At 68.6% G+C, this 23,268-nt stretch carries 25 protein-coding genes and 1 pseudogene; 13 read left to right on the forward strand and 13 right to left on the reverse strand.

Annotation, left to right across the window (positions count from 1 at the left end):
• Positions 1-466: 466 nt before the first annotated feature.
• Positions 467-1,441: a serine hydrolase domain-containing protein gene (locus ACIBQ1_RS51475; protein WP_397289527.1), complete on the reverse strand. Its 975-nt coding sequence runs from the start codon at positions 1,439-1,441 to the stop codon at positions 467-469.
• A gap of 647 nt (positions 1,442-2,088) precedes the next feature.
• On the opposite strand from ACIBQ1_RS51475, the gene ACIBQ1_RS51480 reads away from it, so the two are divergent.
• Together ACIBQ1_RS51480 and ACIBQ1_RS51485 are read left to right on the forward strand one after the other, a co-directional pair.
• Entirely contained in the window at positions 2,089-2,301 is a 213-nt protein-coding gene (locus ACIBQ1_RS51480; protein WP_397289529.1) for a hypothetical protein, read from the forward strand.
• Positions 2,302-2,445: 144 nt separating this feature from the next.
• Positions 2,446-3,744: a serine hydrolase domain-containing protein gene (locus ACIBQ1_RS51485; protein ID WP_397289531.1), complete on the forward strand. Its 1,299-nt coding sequence runs from the start codon at positions 2,446-2,448 to the stop codon at positions 3,742-3,744.
• A gap of 79 nt (positions 3,745-3,823) precedes the next feature.
• On the opposite strand, the gene ACIBQ1_RS51490 is transcribed toward ACIBQ1_RS51485, so the two are convergent.
• Positions 3,824-4,333: a GbsR/MarR family transcriptional regulator gene (locus ACIBQ1_RS51490; RefSeq protein ID WP_397289533.1), complete on the reverse strand. Its 510-nt coding sequence runs from the start codon at positions 4,331-4,333 to the stop codon at positions 3,824-3,826.
• An 88-nt stretch (positions 4,334-4,421) separates the two neighbouring features.
• Between ACIBQ1_RS51490 and ACIBQ1_RS51495 the strand changes: the two genes are divergently transcribed.
• A complete protein-coding gene (locus tag ACIBQ1_RS51495) occupies positions 4,422-5,237 on the forward strand; it encodes a class I SAM-dependent methyltransferase (protein WP_397289535.1) in 816 nt (271 codons plus the stop codon).
• Between the two features lie 56 nt (positions 5,238-5,293).
• On the opposite strand, the pseudogene ACIBQ1_RS51500 reads toward ACIBQ1_RS51495, so the two are convergent.
• Positions 5,294-5,494, reverse strand: a pseudogene (locus ACIBQ1_RS51500) (winged helix-turn-helix transcriptional regulator); the annotation flags it as partial.
• Here ACIBQ1_RS51500 and ACIBQ1_RS51505 point away from each other — a divergent pair.
• Positions 5,463-5,816, forward strand: a complete 354-nt coding sequence (locus ACIBQ1_RS51505) for a hypothetical protein (RefSeq protein WP_397289537.1) — start codon at positions 5,463-5,465, stop codon at positions 5,814-5,816. The pseudogene ACIBQ1_RS51500 and the gene ACIBQ1_RS51505 sit on opposite strands and share 32 nt — an antisense overlap.
• 134 nt (positions 5,817-5,950) lie before the next feature.
• Here the strand turns inward: ACIBQ1_RS51505 and ACIBQ1_RS51510 are convergent, their stop codons facing one another.
• The 3 genes from ACIBQ1_RS51510 to ACIBQ1_RS51520 all read right to left on the reverse strand — a co-directional run bounded on the left by ACIBQ1_RS51510 (position 5,951) and on the right by ACIBQ1_RS51520 (position 9,125).
• A complete protein-coding gene (locus ACIBQ1_RS51510) occupies positions 5,951-6,877 on the reverse strand; it encodes an NADP-dependent oxidoreductase (protein WP_397289539.1) in 927 nt (308 codons plus the stop codon).
• Positions 6,878-7,074: 197 nt separating this feature from the next.
• Positions 7,075-7,965, reverse strand: coding sequence for an RNA polymerase sigma factor SigJ (gene sigJ / locus ACIBQ1_RS51515; protein WP_397289541.1), 891 nt, complete (start codon positions 7,963-7,965; stop codon positions 7,075-7,077).
• A 578-nt stretch (positions 7,966-8,543) separates the two neighbouring features.
• A complete protein-coding gene (locus ACIBQ1_RS51520; RefSeq protein ID WP_397289543.1) occupies positions 8,544-9,125 on the reverse strand; it encodes a helix-turn-helix domain-containing protein in 582 nt (193 codons plus the stop codon).
• Positions 9,126-9,181: 56 nt separating this feature from the next.
• Between ACIBQ1_RS51520 and ACIBQ1_RS51525 the strand changes: the two genes are divergently transcribed.
• Positions 9,182-10,507 carry a serine aminopeptidase domain-containing protein gene (locus ACIBQ1_RS51525; RefSeq protein ID WP_397289545.1) on the forward strand — a complete coding sequence of 442 codons (1,326 nt, stop codon included), beginning with the start codon at positions 9,182-9,184 and terminating at the stop codon, positions 10,505-10,507.
• A 38-nt stretch (positions 10,508-10,545) separates the two neighbouring features.
• Positions 10,546-11,799, forward strand: a complete 1,254-nt coding sequence (locus ACIBQ1_RS51530) for a serine hydrolase (RefSeq protein ID WP_397289548.1) — start codon at positions 10,546-10,548, stop codon at positions 11,797-11,799.
• 419 nt (positions 11,800-12,218) lie between these two features.
• On the opposite strand, the gene ACIBQ1_RS51535 is transcribed toward ACIBQ1_RS51530, so the two are convergent.
• Positions 12,219-12,374, reverse strand: coding sequence for a hypothetical protein (locus ACIBQ1_RS51535; RefSeq protein WP_397289550.1), 156 nt, complete (start codon positions 12,372-12,374; stop codon positions 12,219-12,221).
• 207 nt (positions 12,375-12,581) lie between these two features.
• Here ACIBQ1_RS51535 and tnpA point away from each other — a divergent pair, with 207 nt between their 5' ends.
• From tnpA to ACIBQ1_RS51555, 4 genes are all read left to right on the forward strand, one after another.
• Positions 12,582-13,004 (forward strand): IS200/IS605 family transposase, encoded by a 423-nt coding sequence (gene tnpA / locus ACIBQ1_RS51540; RefSeq protein ID WP_397289552.1) that lies wholly within the window; start codon positions 12,582-12,584, stop codon positions 13,002-13,004.
• The gene (locus tag ACIBQ1_RS51545; protein ID WP_397289554.1) at positions 12,997-14,193 is read left to right on the forward strand and encodes an RNA-guided endonuclease InsQ/TnpB family protein; all 1,197 of its coding nucleotides are present in this window, start codon (positions 12,997-12,999) and stop codon (positions 14,191-14,193) included. Before tnpA ends, ACIBQ1_RS51545 begins: the two co-directional genes overlap by 8 nt.
• Positions 14,194-14,678: 485 nt before the next feature.
• A complete protein-coding gene (locus tag ACIBQ1_RS51550) occupies positions 14,679-14,921 on the forward strand; it encodes a hypothetical protein (protein WP_397289556.1) in 243 nt (80 codons plus the stop codon).
• Positions 14,918-15,100: a hypothetical protein gene (locus ACIBQ1_RS51555; protein WP_397289558.1), complete on the forward strand. Its 183-nt coding sequence runs from the start codon at positions 14,918-14,920 to the stop codon at positions 15,098-15,100. The genes ACIBQ1_RS51550 and ACIBQ1_RS51555 overlap by 4 nt, the downstream gene beginning before the upstream one ends.
• Positions 15,101-15,378: 278 nt before the next feature.
• Here ACIBQ1_RS51555 and ACIBQ1_RS51560 read toward each other — a convergent pair whose 3' ends face one another.
• From ACIBQ1_RS51560 to ACIBQ1_RS51580, 5 genes are all read right to left on the reverse strand, one after another.
• Positions 15,379-15,966 carry a transposase gene (locus ACIBQ1_RS51560; protein ID WP_397289560.1) on the reverse strand — a complete coding sequence of 196 codons (588 nt, stop codon included), beginning with the start codon at positions 15,964-15,966 and terminating at the stop codon, positions 15,379-15,381.
• A gap of 66 nt (positions 15,967-16,032) precedes the next feature.
• A complete protein-coding gene (locus tag ACIBQ1_RS51565; protein ID WP_397289578.1) occupies positions 16,033-16,107 on the reverse strand; it encodes a hypothetical protein in 75 nt (24 codons plus the stop codon).
• A 140-nt stretch (positions 16,108-16,247) separates the two neighbouring features.
• Entirely contained in the window at positions 16,248-16,727 is a 480-nt protein-coding gene (locus tag ACIBQ1_RS51570; RefSeq protein WP_397289562.1) for a hypothetical protein, read from the reverse strand.
• Positions 16,727-18,328 (reverse strand): CHAT domain-containing protein, encoded by a 1,602-nt coding sequence (locus tag ACIBQ1_RS51575; RefSeq protein ID WP_397289564.1) that lies wholly within the window; start codon positions 18,326-18,328, stop codon positions 16,727-16,729. The genes ACIBQ1_RS51570 and ACIBQ1_RS51575 overlap by 1 nt, the downstream gene beginning before the upstream one ends.
• Before the next feature lie 63 nt (positions 18,329-18,391).
• Positions 18,392-18,700, reverse strand: coding sequence for a hypothetical protein (locus tag ACIBQ1_RS51580; RefSeq protein WP_397289566.1), 309 nt, complete (start codon positions 18,698-18,700; stop codon positions 18,392-18,394).
• 522 nt (positions 18,701-19,222) lie between these two features.
• On the opposite strand from ACIBQ1_RS51580, the gene ACIBQ1_RS51585 reads away from it, so the two are divergent.
• The 3 genes from ACIBQ1_RS51585 to ACIBQ1_RS51595 all read left to right on the forward strand — a co-directional run bounded on the left by ACIBQ1_RS51585 (position 19,223) and on the right by ACIBQ1_RS51595 (position 21,906).
• The gene (locus ACIBQ1_RS51585) at positions 19,223-20,464 is read left to right on the forward strand and encodes a sensor histidine kinase (RefSeq protein ID WP_397289568.1); all 1,242 of its coding nucleotides are present in this window, start codon (positions 19,223-19,225) and stop codon (positions 20,462-20,464) included.
• Entirely contained in the window at positions 20,461-21,135 is a 675-nt protein-coding gene (locus ACIBQ1_RS51590) for a response regulator transcription factor (RefSeq protein ID WP_355382691.1), read from the forward strand. Before ACIBQ1_RS51585 ends, ACIBQ1_RS51590 begins: the two co-directional genes overlap by 4 nt.
• A 114-nt stretch (positions 21,136-21,249) precedes the next feature.
• A complete protein-coding gene (locus ACIBQ1_RS51595; RefSeq protein WP_397289570.1) occupies positions 21,250-21,906 on the forward strand; it encodes a DUF2306 domain-containing protein in 657 nt (218 codons plus the stop codon).
• Positions 21,907-22,986: 1,080 nt separating this feature from the next.
• Here the strand turns inward: ACIBQ1_RS51595 and ACIBQ1_RS51600 are convergent.
• Positions 22,987-23,268: zinc ribbon domain-containing protein (locus tag ACIBQ1_RS51600; RefSeq protein ID WP_397289572.1), on the reverse strand; the 282-nt coding region annotated here is incomplete at its 5' end.

The following is a 23,268-nucleotide window of genomic DNA, read 5'->3' on the forward strand; positions in this document are numbered from 1 at the left end:
CGGTCGTGCCCCAAAACAGAACGCCACCACAGCAGAAGATCGTTGCCATAGGATCGCACTGTCGACTCCGACGGGTCCTCGGCCTGCAGCTCACGCAAGAACGCCGCCACGGGCTCGACGATCATTCCGTCGCCGTCCAGTAATCGGAACGGCTCCCAAGGGTCACCCGTCGGAACGAACCGTCTCACCACCCGCACCACCAACGACCCCAGGTCCCGATCCGGACTTTGGTCAGCCAGGAGGCGGGACGCTGACAGAGATCAGAGAAATGCGTCTCTGAACTGGGAAAACTCCCTCATTCGTGTACGCGGTCACGCCGTGCGCGCGAGCACGATTGATCAGCGCGGAGGAGATGAAGCTGTCGAGCTCGCTGAATCCGTCGAATGTGACGGCCGCGACCTGCAAGACGACTCCCTGCCCAGCTGTCGGTGACAACCTCACATGCTACAAGTCTCGAATCGCGGCTTCAGGAGCCGGGGGCCCGCAGATCCGTCACCGCATCGAGCAGGCTGTCGAGGAGCGGGACTCGGCGTTCGGTGTGGTCGTCGATCGCGATGAGAGCCACGGTCAAATCCAGGTCGGGTACTCGAGCGTGGGCGGCACGCAGACCTGGCCAGCCGCCTCCATGCCGATAGACGCGGTGCCCCGCGTGTGACCGGACGCCGATGCCCCAGGCGTAGTCGATCGGCGTACCGTCATCGAGGCGTCCGGGAGCCTGCATGAGTCCCGAGACGCCGAGTTCGTCGGCGTTGAGCGCCTGGCCCCAGCGCAGCAGATCGCCGAGAGTGGTCCATACCCCTCCGTCGCCCAGGGACAGCGGGGCGGGATGAGGACGGGCCAGCGGCGCCGCACCCGGGGGCGTGGGGTCGGGCCCGGACCAGAAGCGGGTGTCCGCCATCTCCAGCGGACCGAAGAGGTGGCGCCGGGCAAAGTCGCGCAGCGGCGTGTCCGCAGCTCGTTCCACCACCGCGGCCAGGCAGACGTATCCGGCGTTGGAATAGACGTGTTCGGTGCCCGGCCGGCGATCCAGGGCCGGGAACCGGGTGAGTGCTCGGATGATGCCTGGCGTGGTCCGGTCGCCGTCGATGAGGGCGTCGACCTCGGCGTCAGCGGGAAGGGCCGCCGTGTGATGGACGAGGTGCCGGAGGCGGATGGCGCCGGCCCACGGCGGCAGCTGGGGCAGCCAGCGTGACAGGGGCGATTCCAGGTCCAGCGCGCCATGGCGGACGAGCAGCGCCGCGCAGGCCGCGGTCATCTGCTTCGACAGTGACGCCGCGTAGGCGAGCGTCGTGGCGGTCACCGGCTCACCGGTGGCTGTCAGCCCTTGGGCCAGGAGGATGGGGGGCGTGCCGCGTCGCCGCACGCCGACCACGATCGGCTCGTGACTGCGGTAGCCGGCTCCGGAGACGAGAGCGGTCATCCGCCGGTGCGACTGGGACACGAAATGATCATCCCAGTGCTTCAGCACGGCGTCGAGCGCCTGATTGGGCCGAACGGCTGGGAGGATTGCGGGTGAGCACTGAACTGGTGGACGCCCGATGACGGAGGAGACGGCTGCCAGGACCGCCCCGGCCCGGCAGATACGACCCCTACCTGCGGGTCAGCGTGTGGGACGCTCGGGCTGCCGCCGACGCCAACCGAGGTCAGCTGGGGTCCAGAGACTATCGGCCGGATCAGTACGGCCAGGTACTGAAGCTGTCGAAGATCCCGCCGCATGCCGTCGAGATCCGCTCCCGTGCAAGTACATCGGTAAGTGCACGCCAACCATCGGCCTTGACCTTCACCCTGGCCCAGATCTGGGCCATGGGCGGTTACGGGAACGCGCCCCCGTACCCGCACGCCAGGCGAACGCATCGGCCTCGTGCGCCAGGAAAGTGGGCACCAAGCGCCCCTCTCAAGGTGAGGTGTTCGCGGCGGCTGATGTGGGGCCGTCCCCGGTGAGACGGTTCAGCGATTGCACCACTCGCGGCCACGCTTCCGGTTCCGGCTTGCATTCGACTATTCGGCGTTGCTAAGTACTGGTAGTCAGTGTTACTTTGTACCGGTAATCGGCAACATTGAGTAGCCGAAGGGAGGTGCTGGAGGGCATTGTTCTGGCGATCCGGCCGGCCCGCGTGCGGCTACGAGATCACGGCGTGGCTGCGGGGAACAGGGCTTCACCGACATCGCCACGCGCTGCTGGTCAGGGTCGAGCAGCACGGCCCCGTCGACGTAAAGAAGACTGAGCCCGAAGAGACCGTCGAGACCGTCGAGGTGCGCGGCCGCACCTGCTACGGCGACATGGTCGTCTGCCGCGCCTGACCGCCTGACCAGGCGCCACTCTCCCAACCTCACTCTGCTGCGAGACAGACAGCGCCTTCGCTTGAGCCCTCTCACGCCCTCATCCCCCTGCCGTGATGGGACCACCGTGGCATCACCATGCCCAAAACCGAAAGGACACAACGAATGAGCACCACTCAGGACTATCGGGCTGTGGAGCGCATGACGAACTTGAACTCAGGAATAGCCAGGGGTGCCAAAACCAACAAGGTCCGGACGCGACGGGTTTTCCGCCGAGTAGGGGTTACGGCCGCGCTGCTGGCCGGGGTGGCCGCACCGGGGATCGCCACCGCGGACAGCAGCCCGGTGTCGAAGGTCGCCGCCGGACAGGACCGCCCGGAGCTGCAGAAGGTCATCCAGGCGGTCGTCGATTCCGGTCTGGCCGCTGGGATGCAGATACGCGTGCGTGATGAGCGAGGTGAGTGGGCCGGCAGCGCCGGGGTGCGCAAGCTGGGTGCATCCGCGAAACCCGCGACGAACGGGCGGTTCCGGATCGGCAGCACCACCAAGAACTTCGTCTCCACCCTGGTGCTGCAACTGGTGGACGACGGCCAGATCGGGTTGGACAAGCCAGTGGTCGACTACCTGCCCCAGTTCAAGCTGGACCGGCGGATCACGGTGCGGATGTTGTTGCAGCACACCAGCGGAGTGTTCGACTACACCTACGACGTCGACTCCGACGGGAAGCCCGTGCAGGGGATCCCCTGGCAGGGCATGAAGTGGGTGGACAAGCGTTTCCACACCTACAAGGACGAGGATCTGGTACGGCTGGCGTTGTCCAACGGGCCGAAGTTCGAGCCAGGGACGGGCTGGAGCTACTCCAACACCAACTACGTGCTGGCCAAGCTGCTCATCGAGAAGGTCACCGGCTCCTTCACCGACGAGATGAAGCAGCGGATCCTGCAGCCGCTCAAGCTGCAGGACACCGAACTGCCGGGCGCCCGGACGGACATCCGTGGGCCGCACGCCCACGCCTACTACCGATATCAGGACGCCGCCGACCAGTGGAAGGTGATCGATGTCACCCGCCAGAACCCCACCTGGATCTCCGCCGCCGGTGACATGATCTCGACCACCAAGGATCTCCAGACCTTCTTCTCCGCGCTGAACAACGGCAAGCTCGTCTCGGCCCGGCTGCTGGCCGAGATGCGCAAGCCGCACCCCGAAAGCGCCGCCCTCTACGGCCGCTACGGCCTCGGGGTGTGGGTACAGGACCTGGGCCAGGGCTGCGTCGGCACCGTCCTCAACCACAACGGCAGCGTCAACGGCTACGGGTCGCTGATGTACAGCACGCCCGACGGCAAGACGACCATGACCGCCTCGATCACCAGCGGAGACGCCGCAGTCGACGCGGCAAAGGAGTTCCCGAAGGCGCTGAACAACCTTCTCAAGCAGGTGTTCTGCGACGGGAAGACCGCGAACTGACGAAGCCAGGCCGGCTCAGCCGGCGGGCCGAGCACCGGGGAACCAGGCAGAGGCCCACCGGCTGCTGGAGGCCGGGCGGCTACCTCGGCAAGATCCTCTCGGCCGTCTGGCCGGCCTCGTGTTCGGCCTCCTGGAGCCGCCGCCACTTCGCCATCGACTGGTTGATCTCCTCGCGTATGAACGCGAAGAAGCGGCGGGTCTCGTCCAGCCGCCGCCCGGCAGGGGAGTCGAGACCCAACAGCGCGACGCCCTCGTCGGCGCCGACCTGCACCCGGGCCAGCATCGGGTCGGACTGGCTGACGAAGTGGCTCCAGGTGTGCTCGTGGATCCGGCAGAAGTCGTGCCGGGTACCGGGTTCGCGGCCGCGTTCGACCAGCCGCACCTGCACCAGGTATTTGACCGCCCCCGAGATCGCCGACGCGCCGACCCCCAGTCGCTCGGCGAGCTCGGTGGCCGACAGCTTGCCGGAGTCGGCGACCAGCAGCGCGGCGTACACGCGCGAGGCCATCCTGGGCATGCCGTATTCGACCATGATCTGCGCGAACCGTTCCTGGAAGACGGCGATGACGCCCTCGTCCGCTCGCGTCACCGAAGCTCCCTTCCTCGTCGCACCCGCAACAGTCTAAATCCATTCATGAACTTCACGAAATTCGTGAAATGCGAGTAATGTCGCTGTCGTGAAGGACACTGAACTCGTCGGAGTGCAGAAGACCCTCAGCCCCGTCCTCAGGGCCAAAGCACTGGACAACCGACTGCCGGACCCGATCCTCGGCGACGAATACGCCGAGCAGGCGATGCGCCGCCTCGACCCCGACTACGACAACCGCAGATTCGGCACCAGCCAGATGGGCCTCGCCGCCGTGGTGCGCGCCAAGGCCCACGATGACTGGGCCCGAAGCTTCCTCGCCGACCACCCCGACGCGGTGGTGCTGCACCTGGGCTGCGGCCTCGACGCCCGGGTGTACCGGATCGACCCGCCCGCCACCGTCGACTGGTACGACCTGGACCACCCGTCCGTCATCGAACTGCGGCGACAATTCCTGCCACCGCACGAGCACTACACCCTGATCGACGCCAGCGTTACCGACCTGACCTGGCTGGAACGCATCCCCCGCGGCCGACCGGCGCTGATGATCGCCGAAGGACTGGTGCCCTACCTGACCGAGACCGACATCCGGCGACTGCTGACCAGCGTCGCCGACGCCTTCCCCACCGGCCAGATACAGTTCGACACGGTGGCGGTCTGGGCGTGGCGAACCTCGAAATGGGACCCCTTGCTGCGCAGATACGACGCCCAGTTCCACTGCGGCTTCAACGACCCGGCCGCGCTGGCCGACTGGCACCCGCGGCTCGAATACGTCGACGAGGCGCCGATGAACGACTCACCGGTGCTGATGGCCAAGGCACCCGCGAACATACGCCGCATGTACCGCCTCATGAACCTGCTGCCGGGCATGAAACGCTCCACCCGCATCGTGCGATTCCGGTTCTGACGCACCGACGTCAGTACTGCGACCGACTCGGCCCCGAATGAGGTCAGGGAGTACACGGTCTTCAACGGCCGTACATCGTGCACCTCCCGGTGGACCAGCCCGTCGGCCTCCATCTCCCGCAGCGCCTGAGTCAGCACCTTCTCGGTGAGGCCCGGCAGCCGCCGGCGTAGCTCGCCGGGGCGGCGCGGACCGGATTCCAGGAGCCAGAGCAATATCGTCTTCCACTTGCCGTCGATCACGGCAATCGCGGCGGTCACTCCGCAGACGTGCGGTGGTGCCGAGCACGCGCACGCGTCTGGTGGCGTGCTCGATAACGGCCAGGATGTACTGACGCTGCCCGTTCAAGGTGATGGTCTCGATGAAATCGCAAGCCAGAAGAGCCTCGGTTCGCGAGCGCAGGAAGTCGGCCCACGTGATGGACGCCCGCTCGGATGCTGGATCAAGCCCTTCCTGCTCGAGGATCTCCCAGACCGTCGACGCGGCGACCTTGATGCCGAGCGTGGTGAGTTCGCCGTGCACTCGCCTATGTCCTCAAGCCGGATTCTCCCGAACCCAGGCGCAGGACGAGAATACGGATAGAGCGGACCGTGGCCGGGCGCCCACGACGGACGCCCAGCGCAACTGCGCGTCGACGATGACGGCGCCCGCCACCAGGCGTGGCCGCAGTCAGCGTGGCGACCGGGCCGGCAGTCCACCGGCGATCCGCGTTCCGATCACCATGGGTCTTCGGTGACGCGGATGATCGTCTTGCCCCGGGTACGCGTGGCGGGGGCGAACGCGGCGGGTGCTTCGGCGAGCGGCCGTACGGCGCTGACGACCGGCTTGAGCCGGCCGTCCCTCAGTCGCGTGGCGAGCTCGGTGAGCCGGGCGCGGTCGGGTTCGACGACGAAGAAGACCGCCCGCCCGGCCTTGGGCTGAACCTTGGGCGGCAGGGTGATGGTGACGAGCGTGCCGCCGGCCCGGACCAGGGCGGCCGATCGGTCGAGAATGTCCCCGCCGATCGCATCGAACACGACGTCGGCCTCGCCGACGTCCTCCAGCTTCTCCGTCTGCAGGTCCAGGAAGGTCTCGGCGCCCAGTGCAAGCACCCTGTCCCGGTCGGCGGACCGGCCGGTGGCGATGACACGGGCGCCGGCCTCGCGGGCGAGCTGTACCGCGATCGAGCCGACGCCGCCCGCAGCGCCATGGATCAGGACGGTCTGGCCTGTGGTCAGGCGGCCGTGGTCGAACAGGCCCTGCCAAGCGGTCAGCCCGGAGATCGGCAGTGCGGCGGCCAGGGTGTGGTCGACGTCCGCCGGCAGCGGCGCGAGATTGCGGGCCTCCACCGCGGTGTACTCGGCGAGCGAGCCGTTGCGGGTCCAGCCAACCAGGCCGAACACCCTCTGGCCGACACTCAAGCCAGTCGTGCCGAACCCCAGCTCTTCGACGACACCCGACAACTCGTGCCCGGGCACGCTCGGCGTCCGGTCGCGGCCTGCGCGATCGGTCCACGTGGCCGGCCAGTCCAGCTCTCCAGGGGTGAAGCCGGCGGCGTGCACTCGCACGATGACGTCGTTCTCGGCCGCGTGGGGGTAGGGCATGTCCGACAGGGACAGCCCGGCGAGACCGGCTTCACGGTCTCGGACAGTGATGGCTTGCACAAAGGTCCTTCCTGTGGTGGGGCGCTCGAGCGCGCAGCCCGTTCACGCGCAGGGCTCATCGCGGCTCGCCGGAGGAACGCAGCAGGTGGACGCGTGCCGTACGGCATGATCGATCTCATCTGCTCGCGAGCGTTCCTTCGTCTGTCCCGTTCGGGTTCTCATCAGGGAGACGAGGTGACCCCGCGGGTTGTGACAGCTCAGAGGTGAGAAAGCTTGTCCGGGTTGATGACCCTGCGGTACGTGGTGATCAGACCGGCTGTGATCTGCAGCGTGTCCACGGAGTAGACACGGCCCTCCCGATGGCACACCAGGGCGAGCTCGCCGCCGACCTCGACGAGGTCGATGCGGTCCGGACGCCACTGGCGGCCCACGCGCACCATCACCTCAGCGACGCGTTCACCACCGTGCACGGGCTTGCGCATCGCGGCGACCTTGCCGCCGCCATCGGTGACGTAGACGGCGTCCGGGTGCAGCAGCCTGACCAGGCCGGCCAGATCCCCGGCCTCGTAGGCGGCGCGAAAGGCCGCCAGCACACGTTCACGCTCCGCCTTCGACGCCTGCGGCGAAGACTGCTTGGCGTTGGCCACCCGCCGCCGCGCCCGCGAGGCCAACTGCCGGGCACCCGGCAGGGAGACATCCAGCACTTCGGCGATCCGGACGAACTCCAGGCCGAAGACATCGTGCAGGACGAAGGCCACCCGCTCCGGCGGGCTCAACTCCTCCATGATCAGGAGCATCGCCGAGCCGACGGACTCATCGACGAGGACCGGCTCGGATGCGTCCGGCCCCGTCAGCAGCGGTTCCGGCAGCCACGGCCCGACATAGGTCTCCCGGCGGAAACGGGCACTCTTGAGAATGTCGTACGACCGCCGTGCGGCCACCGTCACCAGCCAGGCCCGCAGATCATCGATGTCCCGCTGATCTGTTCCGGCCGCCCGCAGCCACACGTCCTGGGTCACGTCCTCGGCATCGGCCACACTGCCCAGCAGCCGGTAGGCCACGCCGAAAACCGCAGGCCGGTGCCTCTCCCATTCGGCTCCGAGCCTGTCCTCATGCTCAGACCGTCCAGGCGCGTTCTCGTTGCCCATACAGATGGCGACCTCCTCCAGCGTGCGGATCCAACGTAGTCATCTGGTGAGCGGCAGCCAAAGCACGAACCTCGCTCCACGTGGCGAGTCCTCGACCGTGAGGGGTGCCGTGGTGGGAGTGAGCGATGTCGCGGGAGATGGCCAGGCCGAGCCCGCTGCCGCCGGGATCGCGGCGCCAGTGGGGTGTCGGCAAGACTGCTGCCACCAGGCACACGCGATTGCGTTAGTGCAGGTCGGTCCTCTTGCTTCGCGGCCGAAACGTCCCGGAGCCTCTATAGCTGCGGCGAGGCCGAGCAGAGCGGTGACGCGGTCGATGGCCGAGGTGCAGGCGCGGTGGGTGTTGGGGTTGGTGGTGCGCGGGGTGGCGAGGAAGCCGTCGGCGGCCGCGGCGAGGCTGACACCTCCACCGCGAAAGGCGGCGGCCTTCGGCACGGCGCTCATGCCGGCCGCCGGGCGGCGGTCGCTGTGCCGGCCTGGGCGATGTACCGGATGACGTGCCGGAGTCGCGCACCGTCCCGGCGAAGGGTTCTCCTGGTCGCCGCGCGGCCATGATCGCTCATGTACGCGCTGATAATCCCTTATCCCGTACATGGGTCAGGACGATCTGGGCCCGATTCGGAGTCGGTGGATGGCTGTTCGACCGGGAAAAAGATCGGGCTGAGCAGGTGCTGTGTGCGGTCCGGCGTTGGCTGGTTGGCCAACAGGGGCAGGATCACGCGACGGAACTCGCTGATCATCTTTTCCAACTCGCCGCGGGTGAGCCAGACGGCGTGCTGCCGGTAGCCGACGAGGTCCGCCACCGGGTCGGCACCCTCGCGGTCGAGGTAGGCGTTGAATTCAGTGACCAGGACGGCCATCGAGGTGGCGAAGGTGCGCCGGTGGTCGTCGGGCGTCATGGCCGTGAGTGCATCGGCGTCGAGGACGGCTCGGTCGTGGCGTAGCCGGTAGCGGCGCTCCACCGCGCCGCGCACCCGCCTCTCGCCCGCCACTTCCAGGATTCCGCCGGCCGCGAGCAGGTCGACATGCCGATAGACCATGGCCTTCGAGGTGTCGGGGATCCGTGCGCACAGCTGGCCGGTGGTGAGTTCCCGCTCTCCGCGCATCGCGTGCACGATCCGCAGCCGCACCGGATGCGCCAGTAGCTCCAAAGTGTCCACCATGCAACAGTCTCATGGTGTGCTACCGTTCGCAAAATAGTAGAAAGCATGGTGTCGGAATGACCATGGAAACGGATCCGGTGGCGATCGCCACGGCGGTCGTCGAGATGGCGCGGAGTGGACGCTTCGCGGACATTGAGGCATTGTTCGCCCCGCCGCTGCGGGCGGTGGCCTCCGCTGAGATGCTGCAGGTCGCCTGGGAGAGTCAGCCTTCCAGGCTCGGGGCGATCTCCACGGTCGGGACGCCGATCAGCGAGCCGGCCCCCCAGAGCTGGGTGACCGCAACGGGGAAGACCGAGCTGGTCAAGGTGAGCGTCCCGGTGACCTACGAACGTGGCGGGCTGACGGTGGTCATGGCGGTCGACGAGACCGGCCTGCTGCAGGACCTGCGGCTCGCACCCCCACTCACCGAACCGTGGACGCCGCCGTCCTACGCCCGCCGCAGGAGATTCGACGAGCATGAGGTCACCGTGGGCTCCGGCGCTCTGGCCGTGCCCGGCACGTTGAGCTTGCCGCGCGGGCACGGCCCGTGGCCCGCAGTGGTGCTGCTCAGCGGCGGCGGGCCGTTCGACCGGGACGCCACCAGCGGCCCCAACAAGCCCCTCAAGGACCTGGCCTGGGGGCTGGCCGGCCGCGGCGTGGCGGTGCTGCGCTTCGACAAGGTGACCCACACTCACGCCGTCCAGGTGGCGGCAATCTCGGACTTCACGATGAGCGATGAGTACGTCCCGCACGCCGTCGCGGCCATCCGCCTGCTCCAGCGCCACCCTGCCGTCGACGCCGCGCGGGTGTTTGTCGCGGGCCACAGCATGGGCGGCAAGGTGGCCCCGAGGGTCGCCGCCGCCGAGCCGTCTGTGGCCGGGCTGGTGCTCTTGGCCGGTGACACCCAGCCCATGCACCAGGCCGCCGTCCGCGTCGTCCGCCATCTCGCCTCGCTCGATCCCGGCGCGCAGGCCGCAGTCGAGGCGATCACGCGGCAGGCCGCACGTGTCGACAGCCCTCAACTGTCGGCCGAGACACCCGCCGCGGAGCTGCCGTTCGGCTACTCCGGGGCGTACTGGCTCGACCTGCGCGGCTACGACCCGGTCGCGACCGCGGCCGCGCTGGACAAGCCGATGCTCATCCTGCAGGGCGGCCGCGACTACCAGGTGACCGTCGCCGACGACCTCGCGGGCTGGCAGGCGGGCCTTGCCCACCGCAGGGACGTCACCATCCGCGTCTACGACGCCGACGACCACCTGTTCTTCCCCGGCTCAGGCCCGTCCACGCCCGCGGACTACGACAAACCCCAGCACGTCGACGCGGCCGTGGTCACCGACATCGCCGACTGGCTGACACCGCGCCAACCGGCGCTCGCCCGGCTCCTGTCCACCTTCAAACGCTGACCACCCGACCCGACACCCCTCGCAGGAAAGGCACAGCAGTGATCCACGAAACCGCCGCGAGCACCTCCTCCACCTCCGCAGAACAACAGTTGGACTGGCTGCTCAAGGCGTCACTCCGGGGCCCGCTGCCGGACGGCGAGATCCGTCGGCACCTGGCCCCGGCCCTGCTGGAGGCGAGCGGCGGACCGGACGGATTCAACGCCGCACTGGCCGCAGCGGGCCCGCTCACCCTCCGCCAAACCCTCACGACGCAACCGGACCAGGTCCAGGCAGCCGTGCACGCCCACACCACCGGCTACCGCATCACGGTGCACGTGGAGGCGGCGGGGCGCGTGGACAACCTGCACCTGACCCCAGACGAACCCGAGCCGGCCTCGTGGACGGAGATCGACACACGGCTGGCCGAGCTGGGAGCACGCGTATCCTTCGCCGCGGCGCAGATTGAGCCGGACGGACAGTGCCGCATCGCGCACAGCCTCGACGCAGACACGCAACGCCCGGTCGGCTCGGCGTTCAAGCTGTACGTGCTGGGCGCGCTCGCCCAAGCCGTCGCCGAAGAGCGGCTCTCGTGGAACGAGCAGTTGGCCATCCGCGACGACTACAAGAGCCTGCCCTCGGGCACCCTGCAGAACCGCCCGGCCGGCACCATGCTCTCGCTGTCGGAATACGCCGATCACATGATTTCGATCAGCGACAACACCGCCACCGACCACCTCATCCAGCGGCTGGGCCGGGACGCGGTGCAACGCCAGCTGTCGCTGTTCGGCCACCGGCAGCCCGACGCGAACGTCCCGATCCTCACCACCAAGGCGTTCTTCCAGCTCAAGGCCACCCCGGATGGCAGTCGGCCGCAGCAGTACCTGGCCCTGCCGACCCACCAGCGCATCGCCGCGGTGCTGGAGCTGGAACAGCTACCACTGCCCGCAGTACACGAGACCTGGTCCCAACCCAGATACATCGACCAGATCGAGTATTTCGCCTCGCCGGCCGACATCTGCCACGCCTACGCAGGTCTGCTGCGGCTCGGCCAGCCCGAGATCCACCACGCTCTCTCGCTCAACGACGACGGACTTCACCTCGACGCCTCCCGATTCCCAGCGGTCTGGTACAAGGGCGGTAGCGAGCCCGGCGTCGTGACCCTGCACTACCTCGCCCGCACCACCGACGGCCGCGCGCTGGCCACCAGCCTCATGGTGTCCGACCCCACCACCGCACCCGACACGATCGACGTGGCGGCCAAAAGCCAGTCCATCATCCGGGGAGCGTTTCACCTCCTGGCCCTGCAACGGTGACCGCGTCACAATCCCCAGCCCATGGGACACGACGGTGCGGACAACCCACGCAAACTGACCGTCCGAAGTGCAGGTGGGCAACCGGGCGTACCTCCTTGCCGATCTCCCGGAGGCCCCGGCACACTCTCCTACCCCTCGCGGGCGAACACCCGCATCCGCATCCGCATCCGAAGAGGGCCTACCTGCACCGGAACGGCATCGCAGGTAGAAGTGCCCGTGTCGGCCGACCCCGACGCGTGGTCCACAGATTCACCTGGACCTCCTGAGCCCCGACGGCTGTCGGCGCGTTCCTCAACCGCCGATTCGGTCAGAAAGTCGATCTCCAGCATGGCGCCCATCCTGCCTCACGCCACGATCCGTAGCTTCCCATCGAGACGGCCGGACACCCAGGCCACAAGCGTGCGGTGGCCTCCCTGCGTTTAGCCTTCGTCGGAGAAGACCAGTTCATCGCGCGTCGCCACAAGTTCGGCAGGAGGCGGCTTGATGTCGATCGGGTCGCCCCAGCCGGAGAACCGCACATCGGCGGTCCTGAGACTGCGGTCTTTGACGTTCCAGGGGGGAGTCGGGCTCGTCATAGCGCGTCTGGCACCTGCGTATGAGCTGGTCCGTGCCGAGCCATAGCCGCCATCAGGTACTCCCGAGGGGCCCGGCGGCTTCAGCCGTCCGGGGAATCGGGAGCGGGAGGGCCGCCAAGGCCCGAACGTGCAGTGACCCGTCATATTCAGGCTTCAGAGATCTCCGCTCATCGCGTGCTAGATACGTGACGCTGTTATAATGATCGTGTGACTCGTCAGGTGCGTACCTCCCCCGGTGCGGCCTACGACCTCGGGTACCACGTGGTGTGGTGTCCGAAGTACCGCCGCCCGGTCCTTGGCGGCCAGGTGAAGACCCGCCTGGAGGAGCTGATCCGCGCCAAGGCCGACGAGCACGGCTGGGAGATCGTGGCGCTTGAGGTGATGCCCGACCACGTGCACCTGTTCGTCAAGCCGCACCCGAAGAACTCGCCGTCGTATGTGGCCAACCAGTTCAAGGGGTTCACCTCCCACCACCTGCGCGCCGAGTTTGCGCACCTGCGCTCCCGACTGCCCACGCTGTGGTCACGGTCCTACTTCGTGGCCACGGTCGGCGCCGTGTCCGCCGAGACGGTGCAGCGCTACATCGAGACGCAGTACGAGCGGGCACCCAAGGCAGGCGGCCATGCGTAGGTCGTACAAGTTCCAGTTGCGCCCCACCGCAAGGCAGGCCGTGGCACTGGCCGCCTGTTTGGAAGAGCACCGCACGCTGTACAACGCTGCTCTTGAGCACCGTCGTAGCGCCTACCGCAAGGCGGGTGTCAACGTCCGCTACGGCGACCAGTCGGCCGATCTGAAACATATCCGTGCCGACGACCCCGACGGGCACGGCCGGTGGTCGTTCTCCTCGCAGCAGGCCACCCTTCGCCGTCTTGACAAGGCGTTCAAAGCGTTCTTCGCCCGCGTCAAGGCCGGGCGCGCCCCAGGCTTCCCGCGTTTCAAGGGCCGGGGCTGGTTCGACACGGTCGAGTGGCCCAAGGACGGCGACGGCTGCCGGTGGGACTCCCAACCCGAGCACCCGGCAGCGACTTTCGTCCGTCTGCAGGGCATCGGTCATGTGCGGGTCCACCAGCACCGCCGCGTGCCTGGCATCGTCAAGACGATCAGTGTCAAGCGGGAAGGCGCCCGCTGGTTCGTCGTGCTGTCGTGCGATGAGGTGCCCGCACAAGCCCTTCCCGCGACGGGCGCGGTCGCGGGTATTGACCTGGGCGTCGCCTCGCTGGCCACGACCAGCGACGGCGACCACATCGAAAACCAGCGGCACCTTGCCACTTGCGCCGGCCGTCTGGCAGCGGCCCAGCGGGAGCTCTCCCGTAAGAAACGAGGATCCAAGCGGCGCCGTAAGGCCGTCGCACGGGTGGCGGTCCTGCACGCCAGGGTGCGGCGGCAACGCCTCGACTCGGCGCACAAGGCCGCGCTTGCGCTGGTCCGCGGCTACGACGTGATCGTGCACGAAGCGTTGAACGTCGCGGGCATGACCCGGCGTGCCGCGCCGAAACCGGACGGCGAAGGCGGCTACCTGCCTAACGGTCAATCGGCTAAATCCGGGCTGAACAAGAGCATTCTCGACGCGGGTTGGTCCGCGTTCCTGACGATCCTGTCACACAAGGCTGAAAGCGCCGGTCGACACCTGATCGCAGTGAACCCCGCCAACACCTCCCGCACGTGCTCGCGCTGCGGGCACTGCGCGAAGGAGAACCGCGTCGCCCAAGCCGCCTTCCGATGTACGGCGTGCGGGTTTTCCACGCACGCCGACGTGAACGCGGCGACCAACATCTTGAGGGCAGGGCTTGCCCTTCGTGACGCTGCGCAAGCGGCTTAGCGAGAAGCCGCTCCCTTCAGGGAGCGGAGGAGTCACAGCCATGATCCCACCGCCACCGAACTCGTAGACGGCCCGCGATCGGCTGGTGACGCGTTCTTCCTTTTTCGGCCCCCCAGACGATTCGATACACCGAGCTCTCCCGCACCCCGCCGTGACCGTTGAGTTGCCGCTTCAGCGCCGCGACCGGATCTGGACGGGTGGCGGCTTCGGCGTGCATGCCAGTGACCGAGACCGATGCTGTCAGCATGAGAGCCAGCCCGATCATCCATCGACCCATGCCCATGCGCTCCTCGCTCGATTCCGTGCTGTCCGGAACGGAGGCCGGGGAAGATCTTGGCGTATGAAGATCTCAACGTTGTTACGGCCGGATCTGTGAGCAACCGATGTGTCATGGGCCGCCAAACCCTGAAGATCCCTAGCCTGATCTTCTGTAATGCCGAAGCGTCTGGCGCGGATCTCTGGGTATGGAACGTCCGCCGCTTGGCATGGATGAACTCATCGAGCGCTGGACGGTGCTGAGCGATGAGGTGGGCCTGGTCGGTGCGAAGCAGGAGGGCACGCGTCTGGCCTTCGCGCTGTTGCTGAAGTACTTCACGCAGCACGGGCGATTCCCGCGCGGGCGGGCGGAGTTTCCTGGTCGACTACGTCGCGAAGCAGACCAAGACGTCGGCCGGCAGCTTGGGCCTGTACCGGTAACTCCTAGAAGTCTGTTGGAGGTTCGCTCGTGAACTGGTGGACAATCGGTGGCCTGCTGGTGGCCGCCGCCGGTGTGATCGAGTTCGTGCTGTTCCGCTTCGTGTTGCACGATCGGCCAGGCATCGCGTCGAAGATGCGATTCTTGATGATCAATGCCGGGTTCAACGTACTAGCCGGACTCGCCCTTGTCATCGTCGGCGAGTTCAGCTGACGGTCGACTTCCCCCGATCGGCTGGGTCGAGCGGTGCAGATCTTGGACGCTGTTGTGCGAGCTGGATGGGGACGAGCCGCCACACCGGCACGCCGCATCCCTGCGCGGGGGTTCAGGTGGCAGCCTCCCCGTCCCGGCGTCTCCGGATGCGGCGGGCGGTCCTGAACCAGGCGGGCACGTCCCGTTCGTCGTCGAAGCCGCAGGCCATATCGATCATGGAACGTGATCTTCGCCTCCGCCCTGGCAGGGCGATGCGTTCACGATCTGCCCAGCGAGACTCAGGCCCGCCCCGGAGTCGGCGACGGCCCGGCCGGCGTCCGTCGTACCTGCTCGTGCGACATCCCCACCTGGCGGCCGATCCGACGCAGCCCCCAACCCTCATCCCGAGCATCGGCCATCGCCTGCGCCGAGGCCGTCGCCACCACGCCCTCCAGCATCACCCGCAACTCCGCCAGCCTGGCCAGCCTGATTGCCGGCGCCACCCCCACCAGCTCCGCACAGAATCGCTCAACATCCGCCCGGACGAACGCGACACCCTCAGACTCCGCCATCGGGGCAAGACCGTTCGGGCGGCGGAGCCGGAGCTTGGCCAGGGCGGCCTCGAACTGGGTGCAGTCGACGATGTTGCCGCCGGTCAGGTGCAGGACCAGCGGCAGGCCGCGGGCCTCGACGAGCAAGTGCAGATTGGTGGTCAGCCCGCCTCGGGACCGTCCGAGCGCCTGCCGGTTTTTGATTGCTTCGTATCGATCGTCCCGCTGTCGTCCCCTTTTCCGGGCTCCGGCGGCGTGCTGGTGGGCGCGGGCGATGGTGGAGTCAATGCTGACGGTCAGCTCGACCTGGCCGAGGGAGTCGTCCTTGACCTGCACCTCCTCCAGCAGGCGAGCCCAGGTGCCGTCCTCTTCCCAGCGTTTGAACCGCTCGTAGCAGGTCTGTTAAGGGCCGTACCGCTCGGGAATGTCCCGCCACGGCGTCCCGGCTCGTAACCGCCACAAGATGCCATCGATCACCTGCCGATGATCGCGCCATCATTTGTCAGACGCTCCCTAGGCTCGTGGGAAGACAAAACTCTGACACGATGCAGTGTCGATGCGCCGCCCCCTTCCATCAGCGGATCGGCCATAGAAGGCGTTCGAACTCTCCCCTGCCTTCAGCGCGGTCGAGCTTCGTCGAGGTCGGAACGCCAGCGACGCTGGACGCGGTCGTACCGGACGGGCCCGAGCTCGAACTGGGTGAGATCAAGCGTGACGAGTTGCTGATAACCCTCTTCAGGAAGGTCGGCGTCCAGAACGATCTGCAGCCCAGTGGCAGGGTCTTGAAGCACGACTGGGGGGCCGGGGACGGAGTCGGGCACGGAGCCGCGGCCACCTATGACCGCGCGCACGGCCTTCTGGAGTCCTCGGTAGCCGTCATCGGCGATCTTGGTGCCCAGACCGCTCAGGAACGCCTGAAGCGGTAGAGCGGCCAGGATCAGCCACTCCAGTTGCTCAGGGCCTCGACGCGGGGGCAACATCCTGACCCGGGTGGATAGTCCCAGTGCGGTCAAGGCGGCCACGATCGGCTGTTCCTGCGCCGACGTGGCGTGCGGGGCGACGAAGATGTCGGCCTGTATGGCTTGGATCTCGGTCATCAGCTCCCCTTCCGGGATGGCAAATTCTCGATCCTCTGCAGCCCGTCGTCCCGGTTGGTGACGACGATGCCGGCCCGCACCAGAGCCTGGTCGGCTTCCGAGAGCGAGGAGAGGGCACGGCCGCTGGCGTATTCGACGCCCTTCAGTTCGAGCGGGCCGATGGAAACGTCGACGCCGCGATACACGACGATCTCATCGCCGCGGGCTCCCACGAAGTATTGGTTGGCGATCCAGTTGTAGGTGTTGTAGGCGACCCCGGTGATGGTGATCACGACGAGCGTGATCACAATGAGCATCCACCTTGATAAGCGCAGCTTGCCCCGTCCCATGTCCGGCTCCACGCTCACCCGCCGATCACCGGCGGGAGCGGACGTCGAGGGCTCCGGGAAGGGGGCATGGCCAACGTCGATTCGCGGGAGTTCCTGCCTTATGGGTGGCGGTTGTCCCAAACGGGGTGCGGTCACCGGAGGCCGAGAGGGGGTGGTGAGGTCGAACAGGTGGGCGGTGGAGGAGTCGAGCGAGCGCAGGTAAAGCACTGGCGTACCCCATTCCAGCGTGCCGGGCAGGGCCAGCCTGATGGCCTGGCGGGCCTCCATCACCGCGACGTCCACGGGCAGGTGTTCGGCGAGGCTCTCGTAAAACGCGTGGCCGAACTCGACAGCGGCTGGATCGGAGATGGGGTGTTGCATGGCCAGCACCGCCGGCATGCCGGTACGCATCAGCGAGCCCGCGACGCTGGAGAAGGCGTTGTCCTGGCTGGTACGGGCGGTCTCACAGGCGTTCAGCACCACCAGGCGCAGGCTGGGATGCCCGTTGAGCACCATGGCCAGGTCGTCCGCGCCCAGCCGGCGAGTGCCGCCATACTCGTCGGCCAGGGCCAATGTGCCCTGCTGCGTGGCCCCGTCGAAGCTTCCGTGGCCGATGAAGTGGAAGACGTGCCAAGGGCCGCCAATGGCCGGACGCAGTGCGCGGCGCAGGTCACGCCAGCTCTGCCCGGCCACCCAGCCCAACTCGATCCGGCCACGCGCCTGGAGCTCGGCCATGGCTTGATGCATGCGGCGGCGCTCTTCCTCCACCGCAACTGGTTGCTGGTCGTCCGGGCGGGCGATCATGCACAGAATCCGTAGGGGCCCAGCCACCTGCAGCGGGCGACGCGGGGCGAGCACCTGGGGGTGGCGCACCAGCGGGGACGCCAAGCATAGGTACGTCTCTTCGCCGGCGTCGTACAAGAACTCCCAGGGCAGGCGAGCCAGCGTCGGCGCGTTGACGTGCAGGATCATGCGGAGCCTTCGATCCTCACGGGCCGCGCGCTGTCGGCTGGCCAGCAGCAGCGCTCTCCCGTCGCCGTCGCGGGACAGCAGCGCGTCGAACAGCAGACGTCCGAGTCGCTGCACGGGGATCTCCTCACCAACCGCGCTGCGACGCACACGAGCCGAGGAGGCGATGACCGCGTCAGGGATACGCGCCAGAAGCTGCTCCAGTTCAGTCTGCGGAGGCAGGCGCAGGGGCGTCGCCGCCTCGCTGCCGTCAGGTGCCCGGACGACGACCTGATAGCCGCCGTGCTCGCCGTTGATCTCCACGTGGAAGTCGAGAACGGTCATCGCAGACCTTCCTGCTGCCCTTGGGGGATCACGGTCACGCACTCTGAACCATGCGTTTGGTCGTCATGTTCGGCTGTCAACGTACTGTCTGGCAAGCAGGATTCGCTCCAGGCCCCAAACGGCCGGCTCCTGGAAACCGCCGAAATCTGGCGACACCTGGCAGTGCTCACCGGCGGACGACTCATCAGGCAAGGTCCTGACCAGCGCGGTGAGGGCGCGTTCCCGCTCGAGGTCGCGCTGCTGCCGGCTCGGATCGGGGATGAGGGGCGGCATCCGGGTGCAGGCCACCCGGATGCGGTCACCGCCGCGCAGGTCCTGCCGCTGCTGTTCGCGGCGCACGAACAGGCTCGCCGCATTCGGCTCTGGTGCCACGCTCCAGTTCCTGCGGGACCGCGGCCCACAGCAGGTCAAGCACCTGCTCGGCCGTCATCAGGCGCGGCGGAAGGAACCGGGGGTTCGGCTCTGCTCCGGCAACCCGGAGTTCGACGTGGCCGCGCATGCCGCTCTCGACGCCTGCGCGACGCCTGCGTGACGCCCTCGTTCACTGGCGGCCGCTGCATGAGGACCATCTCGCACCGATCGCTCTGCCGGCCGATCCCCGGGCTGCCCACCTGATGACGCCGGAGCGCGGACGCGAGCTCCTGGCCACGGAACGGGGCTGAAGTCAGTGGCGGCCGTACGGGGTTCGTTCCGCGGTCCAGGCGTCGACCACCGCCATGAGGGCCGTGTCGATGTCGATGAAAACGGAACGTCACCATGGGGGTCCCATGGGAACGACAACTCGCGACAGTTGAATAGACACGCCCACCAGTACGGCGCCCCGGATCGGACATCCGCCCCCTCGGCGCGCGGCGGCCCCGACGGGGTCCTCGCGGTGCGGTAGCGTCCGGCGTCATGGTCGCGGATGTCTGGAACCGATTACGCACGGCCGCCCCGCGCGGCGCCACGGCACTGATCGCCGACAGCGCTCTGGGCGCGCTCTTCCTGGCCCTGTACCTGGCCGAACGGCTCGTGGTGGCCCCCCTGCCGAGCGCGAGCCTCCCGGCCGCCCTGGCCTGCGGGCTCGGCATCACAACCGGCCTGGCTCTGCGGCGCTGCACACCCCTCCCGGCCTTCGTCCTCGGCGCGACGGCCCTCGTCGCCGGCGTCATCGTCGCCGCCCCCAGCGTGCTCGCGCCGTACGCGAACCAGATCGGCGTGTACTCCGTCGGGCTGCACGCGACGCGGCGACGGGCTCGCTGGGGGCTGGTTCTCACGATCATCTACATAGCCGCCTACTTCGTGGCCGTCCGGCCCACGCCCCGGCCCGCGTCCATCGGCGGTGTGGTGTTCGTGTGGCTGCTGACCTGGCTGGTCGGGTACGGCACGGCGCGGCGGCGCGAGGAGCAACTCGCCGCCCGGCGGCTGATGCGGCGCCAGGCCGTCACCGAGGAGCGGGCGCGCATCGCCCGCGAACTGCACGACCTGGTCGGGCACACGGTCAGCCTCATGCTGGTGCAGGCCGGGGCAGGGCGGAGGGTGCTCGACCGCGACCCCGCCAAGGCCCGCGAACTCCTCCTCGGCCTCGAGCAGACCGGCCGCGCCGCACTCGCCGAACTCGACCGCGTCCTCGGCGTGCTGCGCCGCGACAGCCCGGGAGACGACGGCGAGACCGGCCAGCCCGGGCTCGCGGGCCTGCCCGAGCTGGCCGGGCGCATGACGGAGGCCGGGATCGAGGTCCGGGTCCAGATCGACCCCACACCGCCGGAACTGCCCCATAGCCTGGACCTCTCGGCGTACCGAATCGTCCAGGAGGCCCTCACGAACGCGCTCAAGCACGGCGACGCGACCTCCGCGACCGTCACCGTCCGCCACGACGGCGGTTCGCTCGACATCGACGTGCGTGACGACGGACGCGGGTCGCCTCCCGGCTACCAGCCGGGACGCGGCCTGCTCGGCATCGGCGAGCGGGTCGCCTTGTTCGGCGGCACCCTGTGGCACGGCCCGGCCGGCGCGGGCGGCTTCCGGCTGCGCGCCGTGCTCCCGTTGCCCACGACCTCCGCTCTTTCACCCGGGGGCGCCGCCGCCTCACCCGAGGGAGGCGGCCCGTCGTCCGGTGACGGCCCCTCCGCCGAGCAGGAAGGACCGGTGACATGACCGTCCGTGTGCTGCTCGCCGACGATGACGCGCTGCTCCGGGCGGGGGTGGCGGTCGTGCTCGCCACCGCCGACGGGATCGAGGTGGTCGGCGAGGCCGCCGACGGCCTGCGGGCCGTGGCCCTGTGCCGGTCCCTCGCGCCGGACGTCGTCGTGATGGACGTGCGGATGCCCGGCCTGGACGGCATCGAGGCGACCCGGCGCATCGTCGCGGCGGGGCTGCCGGCCCGCGTGCTCGTGCTCACCACGTTCCAGTACGACGAGTACGTATGGGGCGCGCTGCGCGCGGGTGCCAGCGGCTTCCTGCTCAAACGCGCCTCGCCCGAGCGGCTGATCGACGCCGTGCGCACCCTGGCCGCGGGCGACGCGCTGCTGGACCCCGCGGTCACCCGTGACCTCATCGGCCGGTTCGTGGCGAGATCGCCGGACGCGCCCGCCGCGCCGGCGCCCCACTGGTCACGGCTCGCCCAGCTCACCGAGCGCGAACGGCAGGTGCTGCGCCTCATCGCGGAGGGCTACTCCAACGAGGAGATCGCAGACCTGCTCGCGATCGCCGAGTCGACGGCCAAGACCCACGTGAAGCGCATCCTCGCCAAGATCGGCGCCCGTGATCGCGCGCAGGCGGTCGTCATCGCCTACCAGAGCGGTCACATGGGCGAGGGCCGTTCCTGAGCGAGGGCACGTGTCCCCGACGCGCGTCCGGGGTCGCGTACCCCCTCGGGGGTACGGGTGCTCACCCCGGCGGGGGGACGCTGCGCGGGCGGCCCGTCCGTAGCGTCAGCGGCCATGAAGGAATCCCTCAACGCTCCCGCCGGGTCGCCGGCCCGCCGCGCCGGTTGGGCGGCGATGACCGTCCTGGCCGCCGCTGTCGTCCTCCTGACGTCCCCGTATCTCACGCTCGATCCGGACGTCTTCCTGGAGCCGCAGAAGGCGGTGTACCTCGCCCGCCAAGGCTCCCTCTTCCTCCATGTGGCCGGTGGGGTGGTGGCGCTGGCGCTGGGGCCGGCGCAGTTCGTGAGCCGGCTGAGACGGCGTTTCCCCGCCGTGCACCGCTTCACCGGCCGCGTTTATCTCACGGGCGCGCTGGCGGCCGGGATCGGCGGGCTGCTGCTGGCGCCGACCAGCTATACCGGGCCGGTGGCCGCCCTGGGGTTCGGCACGCTGGCGGTGCTCATGCTGCTGACAGCCGTGGCCGCCTTCGTCGCCATCCGGCGTCGCCAGGTGAACCGGCACCGGATCTGGATCACCAGGTCGTACGCGCTCATCTTCGCCGCGGTCACCTTCCGGCTCTGGCTCATCGTGCTGCGCATGTCCGGGGTCCCGTTCGAGGACGCGTACGTGTGGGGCGCATGGCTGTCATGGATGACCAACCTGCTCGTGGCCGAACTGGTGATCAGGACGACCTGGCCCGCCGGTGGACGGCCCGTACGAACGGCGGGATGACCCCGGGAGCCTGCGTGCGGGCAGGTCCTCTTCGGGCGGGCGGCGGGTCAGAGCCTGACCAGCATCTTGCCGACGTTGCCGCCGCACATCATGTCTAGGAGCTGATCGAGCCCACCACCGCGATCCTGCCGCCGTGACGCAGGCGTCGATGGCCGCTGGCTCACGAGGGACGTCCGGTGTCGGCCGACCGCTTGACCGAGGATCTGTGGAGGGACAATCCACCGGGCAACCCCCGTCAACACGCTGCAGGCCAAGGTGTCCCAGCTGCTCCGGGCCCTGGAACAGGGGGAGCCGGGAGGCCGCGAGCTGGTGGCGTTTCAGGCGCGGGGCAGCACGGTGAGCACGACGACCCACCCTCTCGGCATCGGCGGACCGGCCGTGGCACCGCGCGCCGTACGGCATGAGCCAGCCGTCCGGGCCTGCCGACGCAGGCCCGCCGCCGAGCCCGGACACCGGGCCGAGCAACGAGGAATCCCACGACGACGCTGAGAGGCCCGCCGACGACAGCGGGCCAGCCGCGCCGCTGTACCCGCGGCGGTACTCCACGCCGACGCCCCCCGACAACGATGAGGAAGACGGCGCAGCTTGGTACGGCCCTGACACCTCGCGCATCGACTGGCGCGCGGTCGCCCCAGCCGCCGGTATCCTCTCGACCGCCATGGGCCTGAGCGTCCAGGCAGCCTGGCCAGACGCTCAAACCGAGGCGCAAGCAAGCCCGACGCCCACACAGGTCGCGACGCTTCGCTACGTCGAGACCCGCGAGACCACGCCGACGCCGCTCGACTCGGAGACACCGAGCGCCGGCCCCGCCCCAACTGCCCTGTCGCCCACGCCGGACAGCACGCGCAGGCCGCGTGAGCGGGCTGGAGAAGGTGAGATCCGCAAAGGTGACCGGCGCATGTCGGTCGAGCCCGACCCGCCGGCGGCCGAACAACAGCAGGAAAAGCCTCGCCCGAAGAGGACAACCAAGCCCCGCAGCGGGGGAGACCCCGAACGGCCCGGCGGGAGGACCGGCAGAGGCAGGAGCATTGACGCGCTCCCCGGCGTGAACGCCGGGGATTCAGCCTGTGCCGTGTGGTGTCACGCGGCACTTCTGTGGCTTCCTGTTTCATCGACCGTGCCCCCGCGCTCGCCCCGAGGAGCGGGCGCAGGGGACTTACCGGTCTCCGCAGGCGTTTTCCGTCTCCGCTTCCCGCCCATCTCAGGCACAGGTTTCCGTCCAGCGGCGACGATCCGGCGTCCCTCGGCCCGGATGTTGATCTCGGCATTGACATCCCGGTCATGGGTGACCCCACACGGGCAGGTCCACTCCCGTACCGTCAGCGGCATCTGCCCGGCCGGCGCCCCGCAGGCCGAACAGAG

The organism is Nonomuraea sp. NPDC050153, assembly GCF_044460125.1.
Taxonomy (GTDB): domain Bacteria; phylum Actinomycetota; class Actinomycetes; order Streptosporangiales; family Streptosporangiaceae; genus Nonomuraea.